The organism is Streptomyces sp. WP-1, assembly GCF_030450125.1.
GTDB lineage: Bacteria > Actinomycetota > Actinomycetes > Streptomycetales > Streptomycetaceae > Streptomyces > Streptomyces incarnatus.
Window position 1 is genome coordinate 4,507,005 of the sequence record NZ_CP123923.1, and the last position, 25,350, is coordinate 4,532,354.

At 72.8% G+C, this 25,350-nt stretch carries 23 protein-coding genes and 1 pseudogene; 15 read left to right on the top strand and 9 right to left on the bottom strand.

Translation table 11 applies throughout. The features are described 5' to 3' along the window. The 6 genes from QHG49_RS19755 (at window position 1) to QHG49_RS19780 (ending at window position 7,310) form a co-directional block, all read left to right on the top strand. Window positions 1–1,842, top strand: a complete 1,842-nt coding sequence (locus QHG49_RS19755) for a biotin carboxylase N-terminal domain-containing protein (protein ID WP_301490544.1) — start codon at window positions 1–3, stop codon at window positions 1,840–1,842. A gap of 55 nt (window positions 1,843–1,897) precedes the next feature. Continuing rightward, the gene (locus tag QHG49_RS19760; protein ID WP_301490545.1) at window positions 1,898–3,058 is read left to right on the top strand and encodes an acyl-CoA dehydrogenase family protein; all 1,161 of its coding nucleotides are present in this window, start codon (window positions 1,898–1,900) and stop codon (window positions 3,056–3,058) included. Window positions 3,059–3,080: 22 nt separating this feature from the next. Further along, window positions 3,081–4,649: a 4-coumarate--CoA ligase family protein gene (locus tag QHG49_RS19765; protein ID WP_301490546.1), complete on the top strand. Its 1,569-nt coding sequence runs from the start codon at window positions 3,081–3,083 to the stop codon at window positions 4,647–4,649. Continuing rightward, complete coding sequence (locus QHG49_RS19770) at window positions 4,646–5,383, top strand: enoyl-CoA hydratase family protein (protein WP_159702448.1); 738 nt, start codon at window positions 4,646–4,648, stop codon at window positions 5,381–5,383. The genes QHG49_RS19765 and QHG49_RS19770 overlap by 4 nt, the downstream gene beginning before the upstream one ends. Window positions 5,384–5,387: 4 nt before the next feature. Continuing rightward, entirely contained in the window at window positions 5,388–6,014 is a 627-nt protein-coding gene (locus QHG49_RS19775) for a TetR/AcrR family transcriptional regulator (protein ID WP_145485924.1), read from the top strand. A 264-nt stretch (window positions 6,015–6,278) separates the two neighbouring features. Next, window positions 6,279–7,310: an isopenicillin N synthase family oxygenase gene (locus QHG49_RS19780; RefSeq protein WP_145485925.1), complete on the top strand. Its 1,032-nt coding sequence runs from the start codon at window positions 6,279–6,281 to the stop codon at window positions 7,308–7,310. Window positions 7,311–7,386: 76 nt separating this feature from the next. Here the strand turns inward: QHG49_RS19780 and QHG49_RS19785 are convergent, their stop codons facing one another. After that, the gene (locus QHG49_RS19785) at window positions 7,387–8,487 is read right to left on the bottom strand and encodes a citrate synthase 2 (RefSeq protein WP_159702442.1); all 1,101 of its coding nucleotides are present in this window, start codon (window positions 8,485–8,487) and stop codon (window positions 7,387–7,389) included. A gap of 138 nt (window positions 8,488–8,625) precedes the next feature. Between QHG49_RS19785 and pdxH the strand changes: the two genes are divergently transcribed. Continuing rightward, complete coding sequence (gene pdxH / locus QHG49_RS19790) at window positions 8,626–9,312, top strand: pyridoxamine 5'-phosphate oxidase (RefSeq protein ID WP_145485927.1); 687 nt, start codon at window positions 8,626–8,628, stop codon at window positions 9,310–9,312. Between the two features lie 568 nt (window positions 9,313–9,880). Continuing rightward, the gene (locus tag QHG49_RS19795) at window positions 9,881–11,287 is read left to right on the top strand and encodes a PAS domain-containing protein (protein ID WP_145485928.1); all 1,407 of its coding nucleotides are present in this window, start codon (window positions 9,881–9,883) and stop codon (window positions 11,285–11,287) included. Between the two features lie 18 nt (window positions 11,288–11,305). Here the strand turns inward: QHG49_RS19795 and QHG49_RS19800 are convergent, their stop codons facing one another. Then, window positions 11,306–12,061 carry an SIS domain-containing protein gene (locus QHG49_RS19800; RefSeq protein ID WP_145485929.1) on the bottom strand — a complete coding sequence of 252 codons (756 nt, stop codon included), beginning with the start codon at window positions 12,059–12,061 and terminating at the stop codon, window positions 11,306–11,308. Between the two features lie 217 nt (window positions 12,062–12,278). On the opposite strand from QHG49_RS19800, the gene QHG49_RS19805 reads away from it, so the two are divergent. After that, the gene (locus QHG49_RS19805; RefSeq protein WP_037662230.1) at window positions 12,279–12,971 is read left to right on the top strand and encodes a metal-dependent transcriptional regulator; all 693 of its coding nucleotides are present in this window, start codon (window positions 12,279–12,281) and stop codon (window positions 12,969–12,971) included. Window positions 12,972–13,618: 647 nt separating this feature from the next. Here QHG49_RS19805 and QHG49_RS19810 read toward each other — a convergent pair. Further along, window positions 13,619–13,909: pseudogene (locus tag QHG49_RS19810) on the bottom strand (transporter); the annotation flags it as partial. A gap of 37 nt (window positions 13,910–13,946) precedes the next feature. Beyond that, window positions 13,947–14,612, bottom strand: coding sequence for a bifunctional DNA primase/polymerase (locus QHG49_RS19815; RefSeq protein WP_159702436.1), 666 nt, complete (start codon window positions 14,610–14,612; stop codon window positions 13,947–13,949). 256 nt (window positions 14,613–14,868) lie between these two features. Here QHG49_RS19815 and QHG49_RS19820 point away from each other — a divergent pair, with 256 nt between their 5' ends. After that, window positions 14,869–16,254 (top strand): transcriptional regulator, encoded by a 1,386-nt coding sequence (locus QHG49_RS19820; protein ID WP_111583830.1) that lies wholly within the window; start codon window positions 14,869–14,871, stop codon window positions 16,252–16,254. A 201-nt stretch (window positions 16,255–16,455) separates the two neighbouring features. Beyond that, on the top strand, window positions 16,456–17,973 hold the full coding sequence (locus tag QHG49_RS19825; RefSeq protein ID WP_301490547.1) for a hypothetical protein: 1,518 nt from the start codon (window positions 16,456–16,458) through the stop codon (window positions 17,971–17,973). Window positions 17,974–18,006: 33 nt separating this feature from the next. Here QHG49_RS19825 and QHG49_RS19830 read toward each other — a convergent pair whose 3' ends face one another. Beyond that, window positions 18,007–19,347 (bottom strand): ABC transporter substrate-binding protein, encoded by a 1,341-nt coding sequence (locus QHG49_RS19830; protein ID WP_159702430.1) that lies wholly within the window; start codon window positions 19,345–19,347, stop codon window positions 18,007–18,009. Window positions 19,348–19,464: 117 nt separating this feature from the next. On the opposite strand from QHG49_RS19830, the gene QHG49_RS19835 reads away from it, so the two are divergent. Continuing rightward, the gene (locus tag QHG49_RS19835; protein ID WP_128790550.1) at window positions 19,465–19,965 is read left to right on the top strand and encodes a hypothetical protein; all 501 of its coding nucleotides are present in this window, start codon (window positions 19,465–19,467) and stop codon (window positions 19,963–19,965) included. 66 nt (window positions 19,966–20,031) lie between these two features. Next, window positions 20,032–20,913: a formyltetrahydrofolate deformylase gene (purU, locus tag QHG49_RS19840; protein ID WP_145485933.1), complete on the top strand. Its 882-nt coding sequence runs from the start codon at window positions 20,032–20,034 to the stop codon at window positions 20,911–20,913. Window positions 20,914–20,953: 40 nt separating this feature from the next. On the opposite strand, the gene QHG49_RS19845 is transcribed toward purU, so the two are convergent. Together QHG49_RS19845 and QHG49_RS19850 are read right to left on the bottom strand one after the other, a co-directional pair. Then, window positions 20,954–21,469 (bottom strand): EF-hand domain-containing protein, encoded by a 516-nt coding sequence (locus QHG49_RS19845; protein ID WP_145485934.1) that lies wholly within the window; start codon window positions 21,467–21,469, stop codon window positions 20,954–20,956. Between the two features lie 159 nt (window positions 21,470–21,628). Beyond that, a complete protein-coding gene (locus QHG49_RS19850) occupies window positions 21,629–22,003 on the bottom strand; it encodes an STAS domain-containing protein (RefSeq protein ID WP_145485935.1) in 375 nt (124 codons plus the stop codon). A 342-nt stretch (window positions 22,004–22,345) separates the two neighbouring features. On the opposite strand from QHG49_RS19850, the gene QHG49_RS19855 reads away from it, so the two are divergent. Both QHG49_RS19855 and QHG49_RS19860 read left to right on the top strand, forming a co-directional pair. Then, a complete protein-coding gene (locus QHG49_RS19855; RefSeq protein WP_159702427.1) occupies window positions 22,346–22,936 on the top strand; it encodes an RNA polymerase sigma factor in 591 nt (196 codons plus the stop codon). Further along, complete coding sequence (locus QHG49_RS19860; protein ID WP_301490548.1) at window positions 22,933–24,183, top strand: MDMPI N domain containing protein; 1,251 nt, start codon at window positions 22,933–22,935, stop codon at window positions 24,181–24,183. Before QHG49_RS19855 ends, QHG49_RS19860 begins: the two co-directional genes overlap by 4 nt. A gap of 61 nt (window positions 24,184–24,244) precedes the next feature. Here the strand turns inward: QHG49_RS19860 and QHG49_RS19865 are convergent, their stop codons facing one another. Both QHG49_RS19865 and QHG49_RS19870 read right to left on the bottom strand, forming a co-directional pair. Next, window positions 24,245–24,424, bottom strand: coding sequence for a DUF397 domain-containing protein (locus tag QHG49_RS19865; protein ID WP_159702425.1), 180 nt, complete (start codon window positions 24,422–24,424; stop codon window positions 24,245–24,247). Beyond that, complete coding sequence (locus QHG49_RS19870; RefSeq protein WP_236576328.1) at window positions 24,421–25,266, bottom strand: helix-turn-helix transcriptional regulator; 846 nt, start codon at window positions 25,264–25,266, stop codon at window positions 24,421–24,423. Before QHG49_RS19870 ends, QHG49_RS19865 begins: the two co-directional genes overlap by 4 nt. Between the last annotated feature and the right edge of the window lie 84 nt (window positions 25,267–25,350).

The following is a 25,350-nucleotide window of genomic DNA, read 5'->3' on the forward strand; positions in this document are numbered from 1 at the left end:
ATGATCCAGACACTGCTGGTCGCCAACCGCGGCGAGATCGCCTGCCGTATCTTCCGCACCTGCTCCGACCTGGGCATCCGTACGGTCGCCGTGTACTCGGACGCCGATGAGCACGCCCTGCACACCCGCCGGGCGGACGCGGCGGTACGGCTGCCGGGGGCGGCACCCGCCGACACCTATCTGCGCGGCGACCTGATCGTCAAGGCCGCCCTCGCCGCCGGCGCGGACGCCGTGCACCCCGGTTACGGCTTCCTCTCCGAGAACCCGGACTTCGCCCGCGAGGTCCTGGACGCCGGTCTGACCTGGATCGGGCCGTCCCCCGAGGCCATCGAGGCGATGGCGTCCAAGACGCGCGCCAAGCGGCTGATGGGCCTCGAACCCCTGGGGGAGGTCACCCAGGGGGACCTGCCGGTGCTGGTGAAGGCGGCGGCCGGCGGCGGGGGGCGCGGGATGCGGATCGTGCGCCGCCTGGACGAGCTCCGGGGCGCCCTGGAAGGGGCGCGCGCCGAGGCGGCGAGCGCCTTCGGGGACGGCGAGGTGTTCGTGGAGCCGTACCTGGAGAACGGCCGCCACATCGAGGTGCAGATCCTCGCCGACACCCATGGCACCGTCTGGCCGCTCGGCACCCGCGACTGCTCCCTCCAGCGCCGCCACCAGAAGGTGGTCGAGGAGGCCCCGGCGCCCGGTCTGCCCGAACGCCTCGCGCAGGAGCTGCGGACACTGGCGGTACGGGCCGCGCGCGCCGTCTCCTACGTCGGCGCGGGCACCGTCGAGTTCCTGGTCGCCGACGGCCGCGCGCACTTCCTGGAGATGAACACCCGCCTCCAGGTCGAACACCCGGTGACCGAGGCGGTGTTCGGGCTCGACCTGGTCGCCGAGCAGATCCGGGTCGCCGAGGGCCACGCCCTGGAGAAGGACCCGCCGAGCCCGCGCGGCCACGCGATCGAGGTCCGCCTCTACGCCGAGGACCCGGCCCGCGACTGGGCCCCGCAGACCGGTACCCTGCACCGGCTCGCCGTACCGCCGGGTGTCCGCCTCGACACCGGCTACGGCGACGGTGACCCCATCGGCGTCCACTACGACCCGATGCTCGCCAAGCTCGTCGCCCACGCCCCGACCCGCGCGGAGGCGGTCCGGCGGCTCGCGGGCGCCCTGGAATCGGCGGTGCTGCACGGCCCCGCCACCAACCGCGACCTGCTCGTCCGCTCCCTGCGAAACGAGGAGTTCACCTCCGGCCGCATGGACACCGGCTTCTACGACCGCCACCTCGCCGCCCTCACGACGCCCGCCCCCGACCCCCTCGCCCCGCTCGCCGCCGCCCTCGCCGACGCCCACGGCCGCTCCCGCTTCGGCGGCTGGCGCAATGTGCCGTCCCAGGACCAGGCCAAGCGGTACGAGGTGGCGGGGGAGGAGACCGAGGTCCGCTACCGGCACACCCGCGAGGGCCTGGCGGCGGACGGGGTACGGGTCGTACGCGCCGACGCGGGCACGGTCGTACTCGAAGCGGACGGCGTACGGCGGGCGTTCGCGGTCGCGCGGTACGGCGACGAGGTGTACGTCGGCGCCGAGCGGCTGATCGCGTTGCCCCGCTTCCCCGATCCCACGGCCCAGCTCGCCCCGGGCTCTCTGGTGGCGCCGATGCCCGGCACGGTCGTACGTGTCGCCGAGGGCCTGACAGAGGGCGCGACGGTCATCGCCGGACAGCCCCTGATCTGGCTGGAGGCGATGAAGATGCAGCACCAGATCTCGGCGCCCGCCGCAGGAACCCTGACCGCCCTCCACGCCGAGCCGGGACAACAGGTGGAGCCCGGCCTGTTGCTGGCGGTGGTACGGCCGGCCTGAGGGGCGCGGGGAACCGCGCGAGTGACCACACACAACCCGCACCCGGAGGAATCGCATGACCACCCTCATCGAATCCGAAGAGCACAAGGCACTCCGGTCCGCCGTGTCCGCCCTCGGCAACCGCTATGGCCGCGACTACCTCACCCGCACCCTCGCCGAGGGCAAACCCCTCACCGAACTCTGGTCCGAGGCCGGGAAACTGGGCTATCTCGGCGTCAACCTCCCCGAGGAGCACGGCGGTGGCGGCGGCGGTATCACCGAACTCTCCATCGTGCTGGAGGAGTTGGGCGCCGCCGGTTCCCCCCTCCTCATGCTCGTCGTGTCCCCCGCCATCTGCGGCACCGTGATCTCCCGCTTCGGCACCGGCGCGCAGAAACGCGACTGGCTCCCCGGTCTCGCCGACGGCACCAAGCTGATGGCGTTCGGCATCACCGAACCCGACGCGGGTTCCAACAGCCACCGCATCACCACCACGGCCCGCCGCGACGGCGCCGACTGGCTGCTCACCGGCCGCAAGGTGTTCATCTCCGGTGTGGACATGGCCGACGCGGTACTGATCGTCGGCCGCACCGAGGACGCCCGCACCGGCCGCCTCAAGCCCTGCCTGTTCATCGTGCCGACGGACGCGCCCGGCTTCCAGAAGCGGCCGATCGACATGGAACTCAAGGCCGCGGAGAAGCAGTTCGAGCTGGTCCTGGACGATGTACGCCTCCCTGCGGACGCGCTCGTCGGCGACGAGGACGCGGGCCTGCTCCAGCTGTTCGCCGGGCTCAACCCGGAGCGCATCATGACGGCCGCCTTCGCCATCGGAATGGGCCGGTACGCGCTCGGCCGGGCCATCGAGTACGCCCGCGACCGCACCGTCTGGAAGACGCCCATCGGCGCCCACCAGGCGATCGCGCACCCCCTGGCCCAGGCGCACATCGACCTGGAGCTGGCCCGGCTGATGATGCAGAAGGCGGCCCGTCTCTACGACGCGGGCGACGACATCGGCGCGGGCGAGGCCGCCAACATGGCCAAGTACGCGGCCGGTGAGGCATGTGTGAAGGCCGTCGACCAGGCCGTGCACACCCTCGGCGGCAACGGCCTCACCCGCGAGTACGGGCTCGCCTCGCTGGTCACGGCCGCGCGGGTGGCCCGTATCGCGCCGGTGAGCCGCGAGATGATCCTCAACTACGTCTCCCACCAGAGCCTGGGCCTGCCCAAGTCGTACTGAGCCGCAGCCGCTTGGAGGAACCGTGTTCCGCAGCGAGTACGCGTCCGTCCCGCCCGTCGAACTCCCCGTCCATGACGCCGTGCTGGGCCATGCGGCCGACTTCGGCGAGCGGCCCGCGCTGGTCGACGGCACGGACGGGACCACGCTCACGTACGAGCAGGTGGACCGGTTCCACCGGCGGCTCGCCGCCGCGTTCGCCGAGGCGGGCGTCCGCAAGGGCGATGTTCTCGCCCTGCACAGCCCCAACACCATCGCCTTCCCGACCGCCTTCTACGCCGCCACCCGCGCGGGCGCCACCGTCACCACGGCCCATCCGCTCGCCACCGCCGAGGAGTTGGCCAAGCAGCTGCGCGACAGCGGGACCCGCTGGCTCGTCACCGTCTCCCCGCTGCTGACCACCGCCCGCCGTGCCGCCGAACTCGCGGGCGGCGTACGGGAGATCCTCGTGTGCGACAGCGCGCCCGGGCACCGCTCGCTGATCGACCTGCTCGGCACGGCGGCACCCGAGCCGGACGTGGCGTTCGATCCGGCGCAGGACGTCGCGGTGCTGCCGTACTCCTCCGGCACCACCGGCGTGCCCAAGGGCGTGATGCTCACCCATCGGCAGATCGGCACGAACCTGGCCCAGTTGCAGTCGATCGCGCCCACCGGGCCCGGCGAGCGCATCCTCGCCGTCCTGCCGTTCTTCCACATCTACGGCCTGACCGCGCTCATGAACGCGCCCCTGCGCCTCGGCAGCACGGTCGTCGTGCTGCCCCGCTTCGACCTGGAGACCTTCCTCGCCGCGATCGAGAGGCACCGCATCACCGGCCTCTACGTCGCCCCGCCGATCGTCCTCGCCCTCGCCAAGCACCCGGCGGTCACCCGCTACGACCTCTCCTCCCTCCAGTACGTCCTGTGCGCCGCCGCCCCGCTGGACGCCGCGCTCGCCCGCGCCTGCGCGCGCCGCCTCGGACTGCCCCCGATCGGCCAGGCCTACGGCATGACCGAACTGTCCCCGGGCAGCCATGTCGTCCCGCTCGACCGGCTGCACGACGCGCCCGCCGGAACCGTCGGCAAGCTGATCGCGGGCACCGAGATGCGGATCGTCGCCCTGGACGGCCCCGCCCGTGACCTCGGCGCGGGCGAGGCCGGGGAGATCCTGATCCGGGGGCCCCAGGTGATGAAGGGCTACCTCGGGCGGCCCGAGGACACCGCCGCGCTGATCGACCCGGACGGCTGGCTGCACACCGGAGACGTCGGCCAAGTGGACGGCGACGGCTGGCTGTTCGTGGTGGACCGGGTGAAGGAACTCATCAAGTACAAGGGCTTCCAGGTGGCACCCGCCGAACTGGAGGCCCTGCTGCTCACCCACCCCGGCATCGCCGACGCGGCCGTCGTCGGCGACCACGACGAGGACGGCAACGAGGTGCCGCACGCCTTCGTCGTCCGCCGCTCCGAGGGCGGCGGACCCACCGAGAACGACGTGCTGCTCTACGTCGCCGAGCGCGTCGCACCGTACAAACGCGTCCGCAAGGTCACCTTCACCGGCAGCGTGCCGCGCGCCGCCTCCGGGAAGATCCTGCGGCGCGAGCTCAGGGAGCGCCTATGACCACGACCATCGGACGCGCGCGCACCCGCGGCGTCGAGACCCTCAGCCTGGACGCCACCGGCACGCGCAACGCGCTGTCCGCGAGCCTCGTCGCCGCCCTCGCCGACGCGCTGGCCGAGTGCGGCAAGGACCCGGACGTACGGGCCGTCGTCCTCACCCACACCGGCACCACCTTCTCGGCCGGCGCCGACCTGCGCGAACCGCCGCACCCGGACGCGCTGGTCGCCCTGCTGCGGCAGCTGGTCGAACTGCCAAAGCCGGTCCTCGCCCGGGTCACCGGGCATGTCCGCGCGGGCGGCCTCGGCCTGCTCGCCGCCTGCGACCTGGCCTTCGCCGGCGCGGCGGCCACCTTCGCCTTCACCGAGGTGCGCATCGGGGTGGCCCCCGCGGTGATCTCGCTGCCGCTGCTGCCGCGCGCCGATCCGCGCGCCCTGGCCCGCTACTACCTCACCGGGGAGCGCTTCGGGCCCGAGGAGGCCGTGCGCACCGGGCTGCTCACGGCCGCCGCCGGGGACGTGGACGAGGCCCTGGCACCCGCCCTGGAGGGGCTGCGCCGCTCCGCGCCCGAGGCCCTGGCGGAGACGAAACGGCTGCTCACGGCTAGGGTGCTGGAAACATTCGACCGGGACGCGGCCGGCCTGACCGCGCTCTCGGCCCGCCTGTTCGGCTCCGACCAGGCCCGGGAGGGGATGACGGCCTTCCTGGAGAAGCGGGATCCGGCATGGGTGGTGTGAGCAGATGAGCACGACGGCGGACCGCGGTCGCGGGCCTCGGACGGACCGCGACCGGCAGCCCAAGCAGGACCGCAGCCGGGCCACCCGGCAGCGGCTCCTGGAGGCCGCCGTCGCCTGTCTCGCCGAACACGGCTGGGCGGGCTCCACGGTCGCCGTCGTCGCCGAGCGCGCCGGAGTCTCCCGGGGCGCGGCCCAGCACCACTTCCCGACCCGCGAGGACCTGTTCACCGCGGCCGTCGAGTACGTCGCCGAAGAGCGCTCCAGCGCGCTGCGGGACCTGTTCCCGCACGGCGCGCAGGGCGACCGCCGGGCCGTCGTCACCGCCCTGGTCGACCTCTACACCGGCCCCCTCTTCCGGGCCGCGCTGCAACTGTGGGTGGCCGCCTCCAACGAGGAGCAACTGCGCGGCCGCGTCACCGAACTGGAGGCCCGCGTCGGCCGCGAGACCCATCGCATCGCGGTCGACCTGCTGCGCGCCGACGAGTCCCGCCCCGGCGTCCGCGAGAGCGTCCAGGGCCTCCTCGACATGGCCCGCGGCCTCGGCCTCGCCAACGTCCTCACCGACGACACGGCCCGCCGCGAACGCGTCGTGGCCCAGTGGGCGGCCCTGGTCGAGGCGTCGCTCGGCTGAGCCGCGGGGCCGCCGCCGGGTTGCGGCGGAGTGAGGCGGGCCACATCCCTATCGCGGTGCGCGCAGTACGCTGGGCGCATGCTTTTGATGCTCGTCCGACGCCGCCACGTGGATTTCGTGCGCGTCACGAGCATGGGCTGTCGGCGCCACGCCGCCTGATCCAGCCCCCAGCCTCGCTCTGCGTCCTGCACTCTTCCTTTTCGGCACCCGGGGGCCGCGTACCCCCTGCGGCCACCCGTGCCCCGTACACCCTGCGGACACACCATGACCTCGCACATCGCGACGACCGCGTCGTACGACCAGCTGCCCGTCATCGACCTCTCAGCCGCCGACCGCGGCCCCCGGAGCCGGGACCTGCTGCACGCCCAGCTGCACAGCGCCGCGCACGACGTCGGCTTCTTCCAGCTGGTCGGGCACGGCGTGACCAGGGCCGAGACCGACGCGCTGATCTCCGCCATGCGTGCCTTCTTCACGCTCCCGGAGGCCGACCGGCTGGCGCTGGACAACGTCAACTCCCCGCATTTCCGCGGCTATACGCGCACCGGCGACGAGCGCACCGGCGGCGCCCGCGACTGGCGCGACCAGCTCGACATCGGCGCCGAGCGGCCCGCCCGGGTGCCCGGCCCCGGCGAGCCGCCGTACTGGTGGCTCCAGGGCCCCAACCAGTGGCCGGCCGCCCTGCCCGAGCTGCGCACCGCCGCCCTCGCCTGGATCGACCGGCTCAGCGCGGTCGCCCAGCGCCTGCTGCACGAGCTGCTGACCGCCATCGGCGCCCCCGCCGACTTCTACGACCCGATCTTCGGCGACCGCGCCCACCCGCACCTCAAGCTGGTCCGCTACCCCGGCAGCGCGGGCGACGGCGCGGACCAGGGCGTCGGCGCGCACAAGGACTACGGCTTCCTCACCCTGCTCCTCCAGGACACCGTCGGCGGCCTCCAGGTCCAGCGCGAGGACGGCCGCTTCCACGACGTGCCGCCGCTGGAGGACGCCTTCGTCGTCAACCTCGGCGAACTCCTGGAGGTCGCCACCAACGGCTACCTCCTCGCCACCAACCACCGCGTGGTCAGCCCGGCCGGGGCGACGGAACGTTTCTCGATCCCGTTCTTCTACAACCCCCGCCTGGACGGCAAGGTCGCCCCGCTCCCCTTCCCCCACGCCACCCGGGCCCCGGGCATCACCACCGACCCGACGAACCCCCTGTTCGCCGAGTACGGCTACAACGAGCTGAAGGGCAAGCTGCGGGCCCATCCGCTGGTGGCGGAGCGGCATCACGGGAACTTGCTGACACCGGCGTGACCGGCCCGAAGGGACGCGGGGCGGAGCCGGTCCGCGGCTCCGCCGCCCACCCCCCTACTGGCTTCCTACTGGCTTTTTACCGGGCGATGTCCGCATACCCCTCGATGTCCTGCGGGCGCCGCGCCCCCGGCCCCACATACCTGGCCGTCGGCCGCACCAGGCGGCCCGTCCGCTTCTGCTCAAGGATGTGCGCCGACCACCCCGCCGTGCGCGCACACGTGAACATCGACGTGAACATGTGCGCCGGCACCTCCGCGAAGTCCAGCATGATCGCCGCCCAGAACTCCACGTTCGTGGCCAGCACCCGGTCCGGCCGGCGGCTGTGCAGTTCCTCCAGCGCCGCCTTCTCCAGCGCCTCCGCCACCTCGAACCTCGGCGCCCCCAACTCCCGCGCCGTACGCCGCAGCACCCGCGCCCGCGGGTCCTCGGCCCGGTACACCCGGTGCCCGAACCCCATGAGCCGCTCGCCCCGGTCCAGGGCCCGCCTCACATAGCCCTCCGCGTCCCCGGTGCGCTCGATCTCCTCGATCATCCCGAGCACCCGGGAGGGCGCGCCCCCGTGCAGCGGGCCGGACATCGCGCCGACGGCACCCGAGAGCGCGGCGGAGACGTCCGCGCCGGTGGAGGCGATGACCCGGGCGGTGAACGTGGACGCGTTCATGCCGTGTTCCGCGGCCGACGTCCAGTACGCGTCGACCGCCGCGACATGCCGGGGATCCGGCTCCCCGCGCCAGCGGATCATGAACCGCTCCACGACCGACCTGGCCTTGTCGATCTCCCGCTGCGGCACCATCGCCAGGCCCTGCCCGCGCGCGGACTGGGCGACGTACGACAGGGCCATGACGGCGGCCCGCGCCAGGTCCTCGCGCGCCTGGCGCTCGTCGATGTCGAGGAGGGGCTGGAGTCCCCAGACGGGGGCCAGCATGGCGAGCGCGGACTGGACGTCCACGCGGATGTCACCGGAGTGGACCGGGATGGGGAAGGGTTCGGCGGGCGGCAGCCCCGGGTTGAAGGAGCCGTCGACCAGGAGGCCCCACACGTTGCCGAAGGAGACATGGCCGACCAGGTCCTCGATGTCGACGCCCCGGTAGCGCAGGGCGCCGCCCTCCTTGTCCGGTTCGGCGATCTCCGTCTCGAACGCTACGACTCCTTCGAGCCCGGGTACGAAGTCGGACATCAGACGGCTCCTCGTGCTGGGCGGGCGGCGCGGCTCTGAACGGGCCTGGAATCAGCACGATAGCCCTCTATGTCGTACGTGGAGAGACTTGACGACACTGGGGGCCGGCAGGCCCATTAGATACGGCAAGATGACCGCGTGACCGACCGCGAACCACTCCTGGATCCCGTCCTCGACCCCGCCGCGATGCGCAAGCAGTACCGGGCCGACGGACTCGCCGAACAGGACCTCGCCACGCACCCCATGGACCAGTTCGCACGCTGGTTCGAGGATGCGGCCCGGGCGGCCCTCCACGGCACGCTCTACGAGCCGAACGCCATGGTCGTCGCCACGGCGGACGCCGAGGGGCGGCCCAGCTCACGCACCGTGCTGATGAAGCAGTTCGACACCGAGGGCTTCGTCTTCTACACGAACTACGACTCCCGCAAGGGCCGGGACCTCACGGCGAACCCGTACGTCTCGCTGCTCTTCCCCTGGCATCCGCTGGCCCGGCAGGTCATCGTCACGGGCGGCGTCCGGCGCACCGGGCGGGACGAGACGGCGGCCTACTTCCGCACCCGGCCGCACGGCTCCCAGCTGGGCGCCTGGGCCAGCGCGCAGTCCACGGTGATCGGCTCGCGCGCCGAACTGGACGCCGCGTACGCCGAGTTGGCGGACCGCTATCCCGAGGACGAGCGGGTGCCGGTGCCCCCGCACTGGGGCGGCTTCCGGGTCGTACCGGAGACCGTGGAGTTCTGGCAGGGCCGCGAGAACCGGCTGCACGACCGGCTGCGCTACACCGCCCGCCCGGACGGCACATGGACGGTCGAGCGCCTGAGCCCCTGAGGGCCCCGAAAACGCAGACGACCCGCGAGCCGGGTTCCTCCGAGGAGGAGCCGGCCGGACGTACCGGCAGCTCGCGGGTCGGGTGACTGCTTGGGATTGGGCCGGGCTGCACGTATCCCTCACGTGCCGGTCCGGCACCGCACTGAGCGTGGTGACGAGCCGCTAGCCCGCAGCCACCTCACGCGTCCGGTATGCATACATTCGCCGAACCACCTCCCTTCCGTGTGCCTACAGCCTAGGAACCGGCCGGAGCGGACTCAACTGTTTTTTCCGGGACCCCCGCCGGGCCCCCGGATCGCCCGAACGGAGGAGCGGTACCGGCGGGAGGACGGTCGCGGGTGCCGCCCGAATTCCGGCGCCGGGGGTTCGGGGCGGTGGTCTATGGGAACGCGCTGGACGACGAGCGCGGCGAACGGGTCGACCTGCGGCTTCCGGTGACGGGAGCCGGAGATTGATTCGGTCCATCTTGAGGGAACAGGATGTGGGGTGCGTCACGTTCGAGTTGAATGAGGGGCAGTGAGCGGAACGGGCGCCTTACGTGCGCCGACGCAGCGTGCAGGGGGTCCAGGTGAGTGCTTCCCGGCGGAGTGGGGCCACCGACGAGATCGGGCCCGACCGGCCCGGCGCGTCGGGGGGTCCCGGCGGGTCGGATCTGCTGGCCGCGCTGCTGGACGGCATGGACGCGGCGCTGTGCGCCTTCGACGCGGACGGCGTCGTCACCCACTGGAACCGCGAGGCCGAGCGGATCCTCGGCTGGAGCGCCAAGGACGCGGTCGGGCGCCAGGGGTTCGCCGGCTGGGCCGTGCGCAGCGCCGACGCCGAGGAGGTCCAGGCCCGGCTGCTCTCCGCGATGCGGGCGCCCGGACGGCAGGTGCACGAGTTCGCGCTGCTGACCAAGGACGGCGGCCGGGTCCTCGTCCGCACCCAGTCCGCCGCCGTACGGGACGCCGACGGCGAGCCCGCGGGCGTGTACTGCGCCTTCAGCGAGGTGCACGCGCAGATCGACCTGGAGCGGTCCATCGCCCTGAGCGAGGCCCTGTTCGAGGACGCCGAGTGGGGTGTCGTCCTGGTCGACGCCGATCTGCGCCCCGCCGTCGTCAACGCGCACGCCTCGCGCGCCCTCGGCATCGGCCGCGCCTCCGCGCTCGGACGGCCGCTCGGCGAACTGCTCGCCCAGGGCGTGGAGGAGCTGGAGGCCGCCCTCACCCATGTCCTCGCCGAGGGCGCGCCGCCCGCGCCCGCCGAGGTGTGGGTCACCCTGCGCGCCCCCGCCGAGGGTGAGCAGCGCCGGTGCTGGCGCAACGCCTTCCTGCCGCTCGCCTCCCCGCTCGCCGAGGAGCCCGTGCCGCTCGGGGTCGGCTGGCTCTTCACGGACGTCACCGAGGCCAAGCGGGGCGAGCAGGAGGCCGCGCTGCTGCGCTTCCGCACCAAGCAGCTGCACCGCGCGGCCCGCGCCGCCGCCGAATGCGAGGACCCGCTGGAGGCGGCCACCGTCCATCTCGACTACGCCCTCGCCGGGTTCGCCGACCACGCCCTGATCGACCGGCTCGCCGACGCGCCGCGGGCACCGGGCGCGCAGGGCGCGGGCGCGGTACGACTCGTACGGCTCGCCGCCACCCCCGCCGGGGCGCCGGGCCCCAGCGTGCTCACCGGGGCCGCCGGACTGCCCGTGCGCTACGAGCCGGGGCATCCGGCGCTGAGCTGTGTGGAGCGCACCGGGTGCGTGCGCGCGGAGGCCGGGTCGGTGCCGCCCGAACTGGCCCGGGAATGGGCGCTGCGCCGCCAGTGGCCCGGGGACGCGGTGCACGCCCTGTGCGCGGTGCTGCGCAGCCGGGGCCGCACACTCGGCGTGGTGACCTTCCTGCGCGGCGCCGCCCGCACCCCCTTCGAGCGCTCCGACGCGTCGTACGCCGAGGACGTGGCGCTGCGGATAGCGGCGGCGCTGGACCTCGCGGGGGCGACCCGGGAGCGGTGAGGCCCCGCGGCCGGGGGATCAGCGGCGGTAGAAGATCCGGTCGCCGTACTCGTCCATCACACGGTTGTTCCAGTCGTGGCCGCCGTCCACGTTCCCCGAGCGCAGCAGCGGGGGTTCGACGCCCCGGGCGGCGAGGGTGGCGGCGGCGGTGGCGAGGACGGCCTGCATCAGCGCCGTGGTGACCACGGTGGAGGCGGGGGCGAAGGGGGCCGGGATGGTGTCGAGGGTCAGTTCCGCGTCACCGACCGCGATCTTCGAGTCCAGGACGAGGTCGCAGTGGTCCTTCAGGAACGTGCCGGAGGAGTGCCGGGACGTGGTCTGCGCCGCGTACGCCACCGAGGTCACGCCGATCACCTTGATGCCGAGGGCGCGGGCCCGCTGGGCCATCTCGACGGGCAGCGCGTTGCGCCCCGACAGGGAGATGATCACAAGGGCGTCGCCGGAGCGCAGCGGCGAGGTGTCGAGCACGGCGCTCGCGAGCCCGTCGACGCGTTCGAGCGCGGAGCCGAGGGTGGCGGGGGTGACGTCCACGCCCACGACGCCGGGGACGGTCAGCAGGTTCATCAGGGCGAGCCCGCCGGCGCGGTAGACGACGTCCTGCGCGGCGAGCGAGGAGTGCCCGGCACCGAAGGCGAACAGGCGGCCGCCCGCGACGACGGTGTCGGCGAGCAGGGTGCCGGCGGACTCGATCGCCGCCGCCTCCTCCGCCCTGAGCCGTTGCAGGAGGTTGATGGCGGCGTCGAAGAACAGGTCGGCAGGCGTGCCGTCGCTCATGCGGTGCCCCTTCGCAGCGTCTGTGTCGCGGATCACGGTGCGGTCTGGACCAGTGCGGTGTCAATACGGCGTTGCCCATCCCGGTGCCGGGGCCCGTCCCGGCGCCCCGAATCCGCCCCGTTCCCCCGGTGCCACCCGCTTGTCAGTGGGATCCGGCAGAATTGGGTCGAGGCCAGCGCACGCGCCAGGTGCCGGCAGAGGTAATCGAGGGGCACGTATGTCCGGACTGATCGACACCACGGAGATGTATCTCCGCACCATCCTCGAACTGGAGGAGGAAGGCGTCGTCCCCATGCGCGCCCGGATCGCGGAGCGGCTCGACCAGAGCGGGCCGACGGTGAGCCAGACGGTGGCGCGGATGGAGCGGGACGGCCTGGTCGCCGTCGCCAGCGACCGCCATCTGGAGCTGACCGGCGAGGGCCGCCGGCTCGCCACCCGGGTGATGCGCAAGCACCGCCTCGCCGAGTGCCTGCTGGTCGATGTGATCGGCCTGGAGTGGGAGCAGGTGCACGCGGAGGCCTGCCGCTGGGAGCACGTGATGAGCGAGGCCGTCGAGCGCCGCGTCATGGAGCTGCTGCGCCACCCGACCGAGTCGCCGTACGGCAACCCGATCCCCGGCCTTGAGGAGCTGGGCGAGAAGGACGGCGCCGACCCGTTCCTGGACGAGGGCATGGTCTCCCTCGCCGACCTGGACGCGGGCACGGACGGCAAGACCGTGGTCGTACGCCGCATCGGCGAGCCCATCCAGATGGACGCGCAGCTGATGTACACGCTGCGCCGGGCCGGTGTGCAGCCCGGTTCCGTGGTGAGCGTGACCGAGTCGGCCGGCGGGGTGCTGGTCGGCAGCGGCGGCGAGGCGGCCGAGCTGGAGGCCGACATCGCCTCCCACGTGTTCGTCGCCAAGCGCTGAGCCGCCCCGGATCCTCCGGACGGCAGAGGGCCCCGGCGCCTTGCGGCGCCGGGGCCTGTCCTCCCCTGCGCTGACCCGGAGCCCCGAGCTCCCAGGGTCAGTCCCCCTGCGGACCGTTTTTCCCCGAGCGGTCCGCCTCCCGCCAGAAAGATCCCCTCCGGGACGGCGATCATTCCTGGCGCGGTGTCACTCGAATGAGCGGTGTTGTCCGCAGGGGCAGTATTTTCGAACGCCAGTGCGCAAAAGCGGTGCGTCCGGGTATGAGCGTCCTCACGCGTACATCCGCGGCTCCGGCCATAGTCCGCCGCGAAGATCACCGCGTGCGCGCGCCGCCCGGCAGCCCGGTCCACACCTGCCGCACGGTCCCCACCAGCCGGGGCCGGCCCCGGGTCCGGTGGCCCGGCGCGCCGGTGCCGTGCCGGCCGCCGCTCGTACGAGATCACCGGCGGGGCGCTCACCCCTTGCTGACCGCCGCCAGGATCTCCGGCAGCCGTCCCGCCGCCCTCGGGGCCGCCAGGCGCAGCCCCAGCAGCGCGGTCCCGGCGCCGTACACCGCCCCGACGGGCAGCAGCAGCCAGGTGCGTCCGACGCCGTCCGTGCCGTGGGCCGGCCGGAGGGTGAGGGCGATGAAGGGGGCGCACAGGACCCAACGCGACCGCTGTGCGCGCCAGTTGGGCGAGCGCGATGCCGTACGGCCCCTCGCTCGCCGAGCGCGCCGCCGCCACCGCCGACGCGGGCGGGACCCAGGACAGCACATCCGCGACCGGCCGCAGCTGCCCGAGCCCGCCCGAACCGAGGCGCCGCGCCGCGAAGTTGACCAGCCGGCTGCCGAGGGCGATCACCAGGCCGCCGAGCACGGCCAGATCGCGGCCCTTGCGGCTGGTGAGCAGCCGGACGTTGGCGGCGGCCACGGCCCGCGCGAGCGCCACGCACACCAGTGTCCCGGCCCGAAAGGGGCGCGGGGAACCGTGCGGATCAGCGGTCCCGGCCGCAGGCGTAGGCCAGCGCGGAGATCAGCTCCTCCACATCCGGCAGCCACCGGTTCGCCGGTGTCGGCCGCCGCGCCCACTGCACCGCCCCCCGCCCCCCGAACCGCGTGGGCGGCGCCGCCACATACGCCCCCTCGCCCAGCGCCACCAGATCGAGCGACGCCGGTACCCACCCCAGCTTCCGCACCAGCTCCGGCACCTTCGCCGAGCCGCCCGGCAGCACGAAGAACTGCATCCGCCGGTCCGGGGAGAGCGCGACCGGCCCGAGCGTCAGCGACATCCGCTCCAGACGGGCCAGCGCCAGGAACCCCGCGGTCTCCGGGACGGACAGCGCGTCGAACGTGCGCCCCGTCGGCAACAGCACCGCCGCCGTCGGCTGCTTCTGCCACAGCCGCCGTACCACCGTCGCGCTCCCCGTCGCCTGGGTCGCCCAGTCGGGGCGCGCGGGGTGCGCACCCGGCGCAGGGCAGGACGCCTCGCCGCACGAGCAGCGCGGCATGCCGCGGACGGCTTCCAGCCAGGTCCCCGGGAACACGTCCCAGTGCCGTTCCTCGGCGTAGCGCACGGCGATCTCCTGCGGCGAGTCCCCGCGCTGCTGCGGAATCTGCCCGGCAATCTGACTGTCTTCGGCGGCCGCGATCGTCTCTTCCACGCCCTCTCAACTCCCGCACCCACCGGGAGTTACGGCCCTTGCCCCGCCGGGGGAGGAGCATCGCCTCCCCGTCCGGGGCGCATGGGTGCACCGGTGGGGGCGCGCGGTAGGAGGCGGGGCGTGAGTTGGGTAGCCAGGAGTGGGGTTGGCATCAGCCGGTACCCGGCAAACCGCACATGTCACGCATTGACGGTATGTCAGCTGGGCAGTGATCTTTCCGAAAGGTCACGCTCCAGGGGTTCGCAGGGGGTAGCACATGGCCGCAAGGCCTCTCGTCGCGAGGCAGCCGAACGAAAGGCTGCAGGCACTCATCCAGGAAGCGGGGTGCTCCAACGCCGGCCTTGCCCGGCGGGTCAACATGTGCGGCGCCGAGCACGGCCTCGATCTGCGCTACGACAAGACGTCCGTGGCCCGCTGGCTGCGCGGCCAGCAGCCGCGGGGCCGGGCGCCGGCGATCATCGCCGAGGCCCTCGGCCGCAAGCTGGGGCGCACGGTCACGATCGACGAGATCGGCATGGCCAACGGCAAGAACCTCGCCTCCGGGGTCGGCCTCCAGTTCTCGCCGACGGTGCTGGGCGCCATCGAGCAGGTCTGCGAGCTGTGGCGCAGCGATGTGGGGCGCCGGGACTTCCTCTCCGGCTCCTCGGTCGCCGCGTCCGCGCTGGTCGAGCCCAGCCGCGACTGGCTGATCTCCGCGCCGGACGCCCAGGTGGCCCGGCAGGCGGGCCCCCGCGTGGGCCAGTCCGACGTGGCGGCCGTGCGGTCCATGACCCAGGCGCTCACCGACCTGGACCACCAGTTCGGCAGCGGACATGTGCGCCCGGTCCTGGTGCACTACCTCAACAGCGTCGTCTCCGGACTGCTCGCGGGCTCGTACCGCGAGTCGACCGGCCGCGAACTCTTCGCCGCCGTGGCCCGGTTGACCGAACTCGCCGGTTACATGGCCGTGGACACCGGCCAACCCGGCCTGGCCCAGCGGTACTACATCCAGTCGCTGCGCCTCGCCCAGGCCGCCGGGGACCGCGGCTACGGCGGGTACGTCCTGGCCGCGTCCATGAGCCATCTCGCCGCCCAGCTCGGAAACCCGCGCGAGATCGCCCAGTTGGCGCGCGCCGCGCAGGAGGGCGCACGCGGCCATGCGACCCCCCGGGTGGAGGCGATGTTCCACGCGGCCGAGGCGCGCGGGCACGCGCTGCTCGGCGACGCGCGCGCGGCGGGCGCCGCGACCGCGCGGGCGGTCTCCGCGATGGAGCAGTGCGACGACGACTCCGGGGACGACCCGGTGTGGATCCGGCACTTCGACGGGGCCTATCTGGCCGACGAGTTGGCGCACTGCCACCGGGACCTCGGCCAGCCAGAGCAGTCCGCGCGCTACGCCGAGCAGTCCCTCGCCGGACATCCCGCCTCCCGGGCCCGCCGCCGCGCGATCGGCTATGTGCTGCTCGCCACCGCCCAGGTGCAGCAGCGCGAGGTCGAACAGGCCTGCGCCACCGGCATGAAGGCGGTGGAACTGCTGGAGACGCTGCGCTCGAACCGGGGCGCGGAGTATCTGGACGACCTCCAGCAGCGCCTCGAACCCTTCCGGGAGGAGGCGGTCGTCAGGGAGTTCGGGGCCCGGCTGGATCTCCAGCAGGCCGCGTGAACACCGGCCCCGCGCGGACGTGAACATGTGGCGAACACCACCCCGGCGCATGCCGGGTGCCATATACAGCGTCGCGCGGGGCCGTTCCGTTACTGCCATGACGGGCGGGCGGGCCGCGGACCGAGGTGCGTGGCAAGGGGCTCCGGGTACCCGGTAGCGTGGCCCGACGATTCACAAGGTCCCCCATTGGTAGGAGTCCCGGTGACGCAGAGTGGACAGGGCGAGGAGCTCTCGGCGCAGCCCGCGCGCGAAGGCATCGTGCTGCCCTCCGACGGAGGAGAGCCCCTGCTGCCGGGCATGACCGCCACGCCCGCCGGCGGGCAGGCCTGGGGCGGATCCTGGGGGCCCGGACAGCAGACGCCCCAGCCCGGAGCGCAGGACCAGGGCTGGCCCCCGGCGGGCGCCCCGCAGTGGGGCGGCCCCGCCCAGGGTGCCCAGGGAGGTCCGCCCCCGTCCGGCGCTGGCCCGCTGCCCCCGGAGGGCGCACCGGCGCCGTCGTACGGAGGACAGCCGCAGGCGTCGTACGGCGGTCAGCAGCCGGGTTACGGGGCGCAGGACCCGTACCAGCAGCAGGGCCACCAGCAGTCCCAGCACCCGGGGCACCAGCACCAGCAGCCGCAGTACCCGGCCCCCGGCCACGCGGCCCCGCTGCCCCCGGCCGCGGACAACGCCACCCACTATCTGCCGCCGGTCCCCGCCGCCCCCGCCGACGAGGGTGCCACGCAGTACATACCGCCGGTGACCGCCGGGGCGCTGCCGCCCGAGTCGCCCGGCGAGGAGACCCGCTACCTGGGGACCAACCACCAGACCCCGCCCGCGTCCTCCGACGCCGACGCCACCCAGTACATCCCGCCGTACCAGGCCCAGGAGCAGGGGCAGGGTCCGGCGCAGGGCCAGGGCGGGGACCGCCAGCCGCCCGCCGAGTTCGACAACCTCTTCCGCGGCGGCCCGGCCGGTGACGCCCCGGCCGGCTCCACCCAGCAGCTCCCGCGCGTCGAGCAGCCGGCGGCCTACCCGCCCTCGTACGACGGCCCCCCGTCGCCGTACACCCGCCAGGAGGACGGACAGGACGAGCGGCCCCGGCGGCGCCCGTCGAAGGTGCCCCTGATCGCGGCCGTCGGCGTCGGCATCGTCGTGGTCGGCGTGGGCGCGGGCGCGCTGCTCAGCAAGGGCGGCGGTTCCTCGGGCAGCACGGACGACAACAAGACGGTGGCCGCCACCTCCGGGGCCCAGCAGAGTTCCGCGCCCGCCGCCGACCCGGCGCGCGCCCAGGCGGTCGAGCTGGACAAGCTGCTCGCCGACAGCGGCAGCAGCCGGGCCGCGGTGATCAAGTCGGTGGCCGACGTCAAGCAGTGCGCGAGCCTGGACGGCGCCGCCACGAATCTGCGGAGCGCGGCCGGCCAGCGCGGCCAGCTGGTCACCCGGCTCGGCAAGCTCAGCGTGGACAAGCTGCCCGACAACGCCGCCCTCACGGACGCCCTGACCAAGGCGTGGCAGGCGTCGGCCGCGGCCGACAACCACTACGCGGCCTGGGCCGACCAGGTCAAGGGCGGCGGCAAGAAGACCTGCCACAAGGGCCACGCCAAGACGACCGGCGAGGCGCAGGCCGGCAACCGCGAGAGCGGCACCGCGAGCCAGCAGAAGGCCAAGGCGGCGGCGCTGTGGAACGCGATCGCCACGAAGTACGGCCTGACCCAGCGCCAGCCCACCCAGCTCTGACCGCCCGGCCCCCGGGGGAGGCGGACGTGGTGCCTACTCCACGTCCGCGTCCTCCAGCGTGCCGGTCATGTCGGTGGTGCCGTCGATCCCGCCGACGCCCTCGCGGGCCGCGACCAGCTCGCCGTCCCGCACCACCTGGAGGGTGACGTCGGCGTTCACCATCCGGGGGAAGCCGACCGAGGCCAGCTTGCCCTCGTAGGGCCAGCGCAGGGTGGGGGTGAGGCCCCCGGTGGAGACCGCGAGGCCGCCGTCCAGTGTCTTGCGCACGGAGTCGGCGCTCACCGCGCCGCCGCCGATCTTCTCCAGTACGGCCTTCAGCACGGTGTAGGCGATCCAGGTGGTCTGCACCCCGGCGTCCGCGGGGTCGATGCGGTTGTCGCCGAACGCCTCCCGGTCGATCACCTGCTTCATCTGCTTCCAGCGGCCGTCGTTCGCGGGCGGGTACCAGCCGGTGACGTACGCCCCCTCGTACGGTCCCGAGGAGCCGCCGGTCGCGTTGATCATCGTCTGGTCGACGCTGCCCAGCACCGTGCCGAGCCGCACCGCCGGGTAGTCCGCGCGCTCACGCCGGAAGGAGTCCATGAAGGTGTCCGTGCGGTCGCCGAGCGCGGGCACCACACAGCCCTTCTTCAGCGCGTCGCCGGCGGCGTAGCGGAGCGACGTGTCGGACGCGGCGCCGTACTCGGTGAGGTCCTCCGCCACGAGCTGGTCCCGCGCCTCCGGGTGCCCGCCCGTCTTCAGACCGGAGTCGAGCAGGGCGGGCAGCTCGTCGCCCGCGATGCTGTCGGGACGGACCAGCGAGATGGGGCCGCAGCTCCCCGAGAGCGCCCGGCCGAGACCGGCGAGCAGCGCGGGCTGGCCGCCGTTGACCGGGTAGGACATCATCCCGGTGAACTCGTCGGTGGTGACGCCGTACCCCCCGATGTAGGGAATGCCGGCGCTCTCCAGCGGGGCGAGGAAGGAGTCGCCGAACTGGCTGTAGGAGCCGACGACGGCGACCACGTCCTCGTCGGCCGCGCGCCGGGCGCACTTGGCGGCGTCCACGCTGTTGTTGTGGTCGTTGCAGGTCAGGACCTGGAGCTTGCGGCCGCCGACGCCGCCCTGGGAGTTGATCCACTTGGCGTAGGCGAGGGCCATCGCCGGCATGCCCGGTTTGTTGGTGGCACCGGTGTCCTGCGGCGCCCAGGTCATGACCTTGACGGGGTCCGCGGAGCCGGTGACGGACGGGAGGACCCCGCAGCCGGCGGTGAGCGCGGCGCACACGGCGAGCGCGCCCAGGGACAGGGCGGACGCCCTGCCGGGGCGGCCGGAAGGGGCCGTGGAAGAGGCGGAGGGGAGGGGGGACGTGCGGGTGGTGCGGGGCCTGCCGGTCATGGTCCCGCACGATTCCCCCACACCGCTAACCCGCGAGTGATCCACGGTCGACGGAAGGTGATCCCGGGGTGAATTACGGGGGTCGATGCGGCGCGCGGGCCGATGAACGTACGATCGGTGACCGTGCAAGGTTCGGAGAACTCTTCCCGTCGCGGCCGTCGCTCCTCCACCATGGGCGGCATGCCTCTGAACGACATGCCGTGGTGGCGCTGGCGCACACATGTGCGGTCGGCTCTGCACATGCTCTCCGACCCCGTCTTCCAGCGGGACGTCTGGCTGGCCGGCGTCGACGGCTACGGCGACGTCACCGACGCCGTGTACCGGCTGGTGGAGGACACCTGGCTGGACAACTGGTCCGCGGAGAAGTACGTCGGCACCATCTTCCGCGACTCGCAGGAGGCGGCGCTCGTGGACACCGCCGTACTGCGGGTGCTGCGGATCATGCACCAGGTCGGCCCGGACGCGCCGGTCTCCGCCTACGTCGACCATCCGGGCTGGCCGGAGGCCGTGCGCGCGGCCCGGGACGCCCATGTGCGGATGGCGGCGAGCGACGGCGAGGAGCCGGACACGCCGCCGAAGAGCCTGGAAGTGCTGCGGATCGTGACCCGGTCCGGGTGATCGTGGCCCGGTCCGCGTAGCGGACGCCGGCCCGTCGCCGGGGCGGCGTATGGGACCCTGAGACCCATGAACGAGCAGTCCGCGCCCGCCGCCGCCCCGGCCGACCAGTACGTCCTCACCCTGTCCTGCCCGGACAAGAAGGGGATCGTGCACGCCGTGTCCAGCTATCTGTTCATGACCGGCTGCAACATCGAGGACAGCCAGCAGTTCGGCGACCACGACACGGGCCTGTTCTTCATGCGCGTCCACTTCACGGCCGAGGAGCCGGTCACCGTGGACAAGCTGCGCGCGAGCTTCGCCGCGATCGGCGACTCCTTCCGCATGGACTGGCAGATCCACCGGGCCGACCAGAAGATGCGCATCCTGCTGATGGTCAGCAAGTTCGGGCACTGCCTGAACGACCTGCTGTTCCGGTCCCGGATCGGCGCGCTGCCGGTGGAGATCGTCGGCGTGGTCTCCAACCACACGGAGTTCGAGGAGCTGGTCGGCTCCTACAACATTCCGTTCCACCACATCCCGGTCACCAAGGACACCAAGGCGGAGGGCGAGGGCCGGCTGCTCGACCTCGTCCGCGAGGAGCGGGTCGAGCTGGTGGTGCTCGCGCGCTACATGCAGGTGCTCTCGGACGACCTGTGCAAGCAGCTCAGCGGCCGGATCATCAACATCCACCACTCGTTCCTGCCGAGCTTCAAGGGCGCCAAGCCGTACCACCAGGCGCACGCCCGCGGCGTCAAGCTGATCGGCGCCACCGCGCACTATGTGACGGCCGACCTCGACGAGGGGCCGATCATCGAGCAGGAGGTCGAGCGGGTCGGGCACGGTGTGACCCCGGACCAGCTGGTGGCGATCGGCCGGGACGTGGAGTGCCAGGCGCTCGCGCGCGCGGTGCAGTGGCACGCGGAGCGCCGGATCCTGCTGAACGGCCGCCGTACGGTGGTCTTCGCCTGAGCCGCTGGCGGCTGGTCCGCCGCCCGCCGTCCTGCCCGCCTTACTGCTCGGCGATGGTGAAGTAGCGCGCGAACGCCGGTACGACGTCCCGCTCGTCGATCTCCCCGTCGCCGTCGGTGTCCAGGGCCGCGGCGATGGGCCCGGCGATCTCCTGGGGCACCTGGCACACCCGCAGCAGCCGCGCGGTGTCCTCGACGCCGACCCGGCCGTCGTCGTCGCCGTCCGCGACGGCCAGTGCCGCGTGCAGGAAGGGGCGGGCGATCTCGGCGAACCGGTCGGGGTTGTCGCGCAGCCGCTTGACGGCGCCGCCGACGAACTCCTCGCGGGTGATGCGCTGATCGCCGTCACGGTCGGCGATCCCGGCCATGCCCTGCCAGAACGCCTCGGCACCGGCGTACAGCGCCTGCCCCTTGTCGGAGCGTGCGGTCACGGCGAACTCGGCGAGCAGCGCCTTGGCCACCGAGTTGAAGTCCTCGCGGGCGATGAACCCGTTGCCGTCCTGGTCGAAGGTGGCGAACCGGGCGGCGATCCTGCGCTCGTACTCGGTGCTGACCATGTCTGTTCGTGCCGCCTTACGTGCGTGGGGGGTGATCTCGTGTTACTCGCACGGAGCGTACGGCGTGGGTGACGGCAAAGTGACGGAAAACAGAGCGTTGTGCCAAGACCGGGGGAATTCCGCGACACGGGCGACGCGTACGCGGTCGGGCACGGCGGCTCAGGCCGACAGGGGCCCCGCCTCGTCGGTCGTGGCGGCGTCGAGGTCCGGGTGGCAGTCGAAGAGGCGGCGCACGCCGAGCGCGCCGAGCACCCGGTTGACGTGCGAGCCGTCCTCGGCGCCCTGGTCCGGCAGGATCAGCCGCAGCTGCCCCTGACAGGAGCGGATCAGCCGGCGGACGGCGATGAGCACGCCGACGCCGCTGGAGTCGCAGAAGAAGACGTCGGAGAGGTCGACGACCAGGCTGTGGTGGCCCTCGGCCACGACGTCGTGCACACGTTGGCGCAGCACCGGCGAGGTCATGAGGTCCAGTTCGCCGCGCACCTGGAGCACGGCCCATTCGCCTCTTTCGACGCCGGTCACATTGAATGCCACGGCCCAGCCCCTCCGCTCGCGGGTTCTCCCGGAACCGCCCGGAACCGGAAGCCGTTCCTACGTTTCATTCCGCGCGGCTGCCCAGCCGCGTTTCCCTGAAACTCGATGCGGCAAACAGCACACGATCGTTTAGGGGCTTGTTTCAGTCACTAGCGATCCGCTTCGATCAGATATACACGTAGCGTCTGTGGGGAAAATGTGAAGAGGGCACTATCACCTGCGGCGCTTCCGCGACGGGCTTTGGCACAAAGAGTCGTGACCTGTCGGTGGTGCCCACTACATTCGGGACAACGGTCGCACGGACACCGGCGGGCCGGACGACGGGCGAGGGGAGGGGACCCCATGGCCAAGAAGGACGCGCCACCGCGCTGGGACCGCAAGATGCAGCAGCGGCTCGCCCGCGGTGAGGCGGCCGCGCTCGGCGAGGCCTACGACCGGTTCGCCTCCCTGGTGCACAGCCTGGCCCACCGTGTCCTCGGTGAGGAGAAGGCCGCCGACGCCGTCACCCGCGAGGTCTTCGCGCACATCTGGGAACACCCCGAGACGTACGACCCGAAGCAGGGCCCGCTGCGCACCTGGATCGCGGCGGTGACGCACCGGCTGGCCGTCCAGCGCCTGCGGGACCGGGAGGAACGGGAGCGGGACGGGGCACCGGACGGCGTCGAGGACCTGGTGTGCGCCGAGGAGGACCTGGAGAGCAAGGTGCGCCGCGCCTCCGTGGCCGCCCGCGCCGACTACATCGTGCACTCCATGCCGGTCCCGCTGCGCCGCGCCCTCGAACTGGCGTACTTCCAGCGCCGTGACTACCGCCAGACCGCCGCCGACCTGGGCGTCACCGAGGACGAGGCCCGCCGCCGGCTCCGCCTCGGACTGCAACTGCTGTCCACCGCCCACGACGTGGGGGCTCCCCCGGGGTACGGCGGTGCGGCATGAGCGGAGCGGAGGAGTTCCGGGCGGAGTTCGGGGAACCCCGGGAGCGGCGGATACCGACGCCCCGCGTTCCCGTGGAGGACGGCGCCCGCCCGCTGCCCGGTCCCGTCGGCCGGGCCGAGGAGGTGCCGGTGCCGCTCGACCTGCCGCACGACGTGCTGAAGTCACTGCTCGGCGCGTGGGCGCTGGCCGCGTGCTCGGCGGCGGAGACGGAGGCGGTGGAGCACCACCTGGGCGACTGCGGCGGCTGCGCGGACGAGGCCCGCAGGCTGCGCGAGGCGGTCGGCCTGCTGCACCAGCCCGAGACCCTCGACCTGGACCCGGCGCTGCGCACCCGCGTCCTGGACTCCTGCCTCGACCGCAGGCCGCCGCGCATCCCGGTACCGGCGTGGGCCGCGCCGTACGACGCGGAGACCGCCCGCCTGGACGCGCTGCTCCAGGACTTCGGCGACGCGGAATGGCACGCGCCGGTGCGGCTGCGGTGGTTCGAGGACGACGCCCAGACGACCCGTCGTACGACCGTCGCGGGCGTGATCGCGCACCTCCTGGCGGTGGACGGAGTGATCGCGACGGCGCTCGGCCTGGACGACCCGCTCGGCGACGCGCCCGGGGCGACGGGCCCGTCCGCCCGCACGGAGGCGTACTGGCGGTCCACCCCCTTCCCGCAGACCCGCGCGGTCCACGCGCCCTGGCGCGAGCAGACCCACGCCCTGGTCCGCACGGTGTCCTTCACCGGAGGCGGCGCGCGCGGATTCACCGTCCCCTACGGCGGCTTCGAACTCCCCCTGCACGACGCGATGCTGGACCGCGCGTTCGGCTGCTGGGTGCACGCGGAGGACATCGCGGACGCGGTCGACTACCCCTACCGCCCGCCCTCCCCACGCCACCTGACCAAGATGATCGAGTTGGCTGTCCGCCTCCTCCCGACCGCCCTGGCCGCCCGCCGCCGCTCCGGCCTGTCCACCCCGCCCCGCACCACCCGCCACCTGGCCCCCGCCGGCCAACCCGGCCGCACCCTCCGCCTGGAGATCGAGGGCCCCGCCGGCGGCAACTGGCTGATCCCCCTCGACTCCCCGTCCGCCACCCCCTCCACCGACCTGGAGGTCGCCCACGTCGCCCTGGACTCCGTCGAGTTCTGCCATCTGGCCGCGGGCCACCTCCTCCCGGAGGAAGCGGCGGCGGGCCAACTCGGCGACAAGGAGGCGATCAGGGATGTGCTGTACGCGACGGCGTCGTTGAGCAGGATGTGACACAGGAAAGGGCGCCCGGCGGAGTACGTGCCGCGGGGCGCCCTTCGCTGTTCTGAGCGTCCTACGAGAACTGGCGCAGGAAGGCCGTCCAGGTCTCGCGGGAGACGGTGAGGAGGGGGCCGTTGTCCTGCTTGCTGTCACGGACGGCCCGGCCGGCGGGGGCCGTGTCGGCGACCTCGACGCAGTCGTCTAGCTGCGCCGAGTAAGAAGACTTCCGAAAGGGGCCCACAGCCTTGATCACGACGCGCCTTCCTCGATGGTTTCCAGCTTGCTCCGGATGAGCTTCGCACTCGCCTCCGGGGACAATGCCGATGAGCACAGTAGGGCGAATGAACTGGTGTACACCTCAAGGTCGTACGGGGATTCGAGGACCGACGTAGACATCACGTCGTTCATGGTCACGGCCTCGATCACCGACTCAGAGTCGAAGCTGAAGGCGGCGAAGGCGTCGGCAGCAGCCACCAGCGAGCCGGCGCTGAACGGCAGAACCTGCACGGTGACGTTCTCTCGCTGCCCAACTTCAAGGAGGAACGACAACTGATCCCGGTGAGTCTCGATACTCGCCAGAGGATGCTCGATGACTGCTTCCCAGATGATGGCGGAGTGCTTGACCCCGCCTTCCGCGATCCTCTCTTGCCGCCGCCTCCTCACTTCCAGCAACCGCTCGATGCGCTCGGGGCTGAGGGTGGCGGGTCCGCCCGTGATAACTGCCCGGGCGTAAGCCTGAGTCTGTAGAAGCCCCGGAATCAGGACCGGATGCCACTGCCGGATATGACTCGCGTCGTCCTCCAGCATGATGTGATCGAGATAGCCCGGCCGTAGATGCGCGGCGTACTCATGCCACCAACCGCGCTTTTTGGAGAACTTCGCCAACTCCTCAAGCTTGGCGCACACTTTCGGGTCCTTGACGCCGTACGCATCCAGCAACAGTCGCACTTCGATGACACGAGCAGTGACGTTGCCGCTCTCAAGGCGACTGATCCTGGCCTGACTTGCGGCGATCACCTCGGCAGCCTGCGGCTGGTCCAGCTTGGCGGCCTGCCGATACTGCCTCAGTGCCGCACCCAGGCGCCTGCTGCGCACCGTCGGCCGTCCACCTGCGGGCATGAACCCTCCCCTCATCTGTGGTCACGATGCCACACAGGCCACTCATCTCGGGCATGTTCC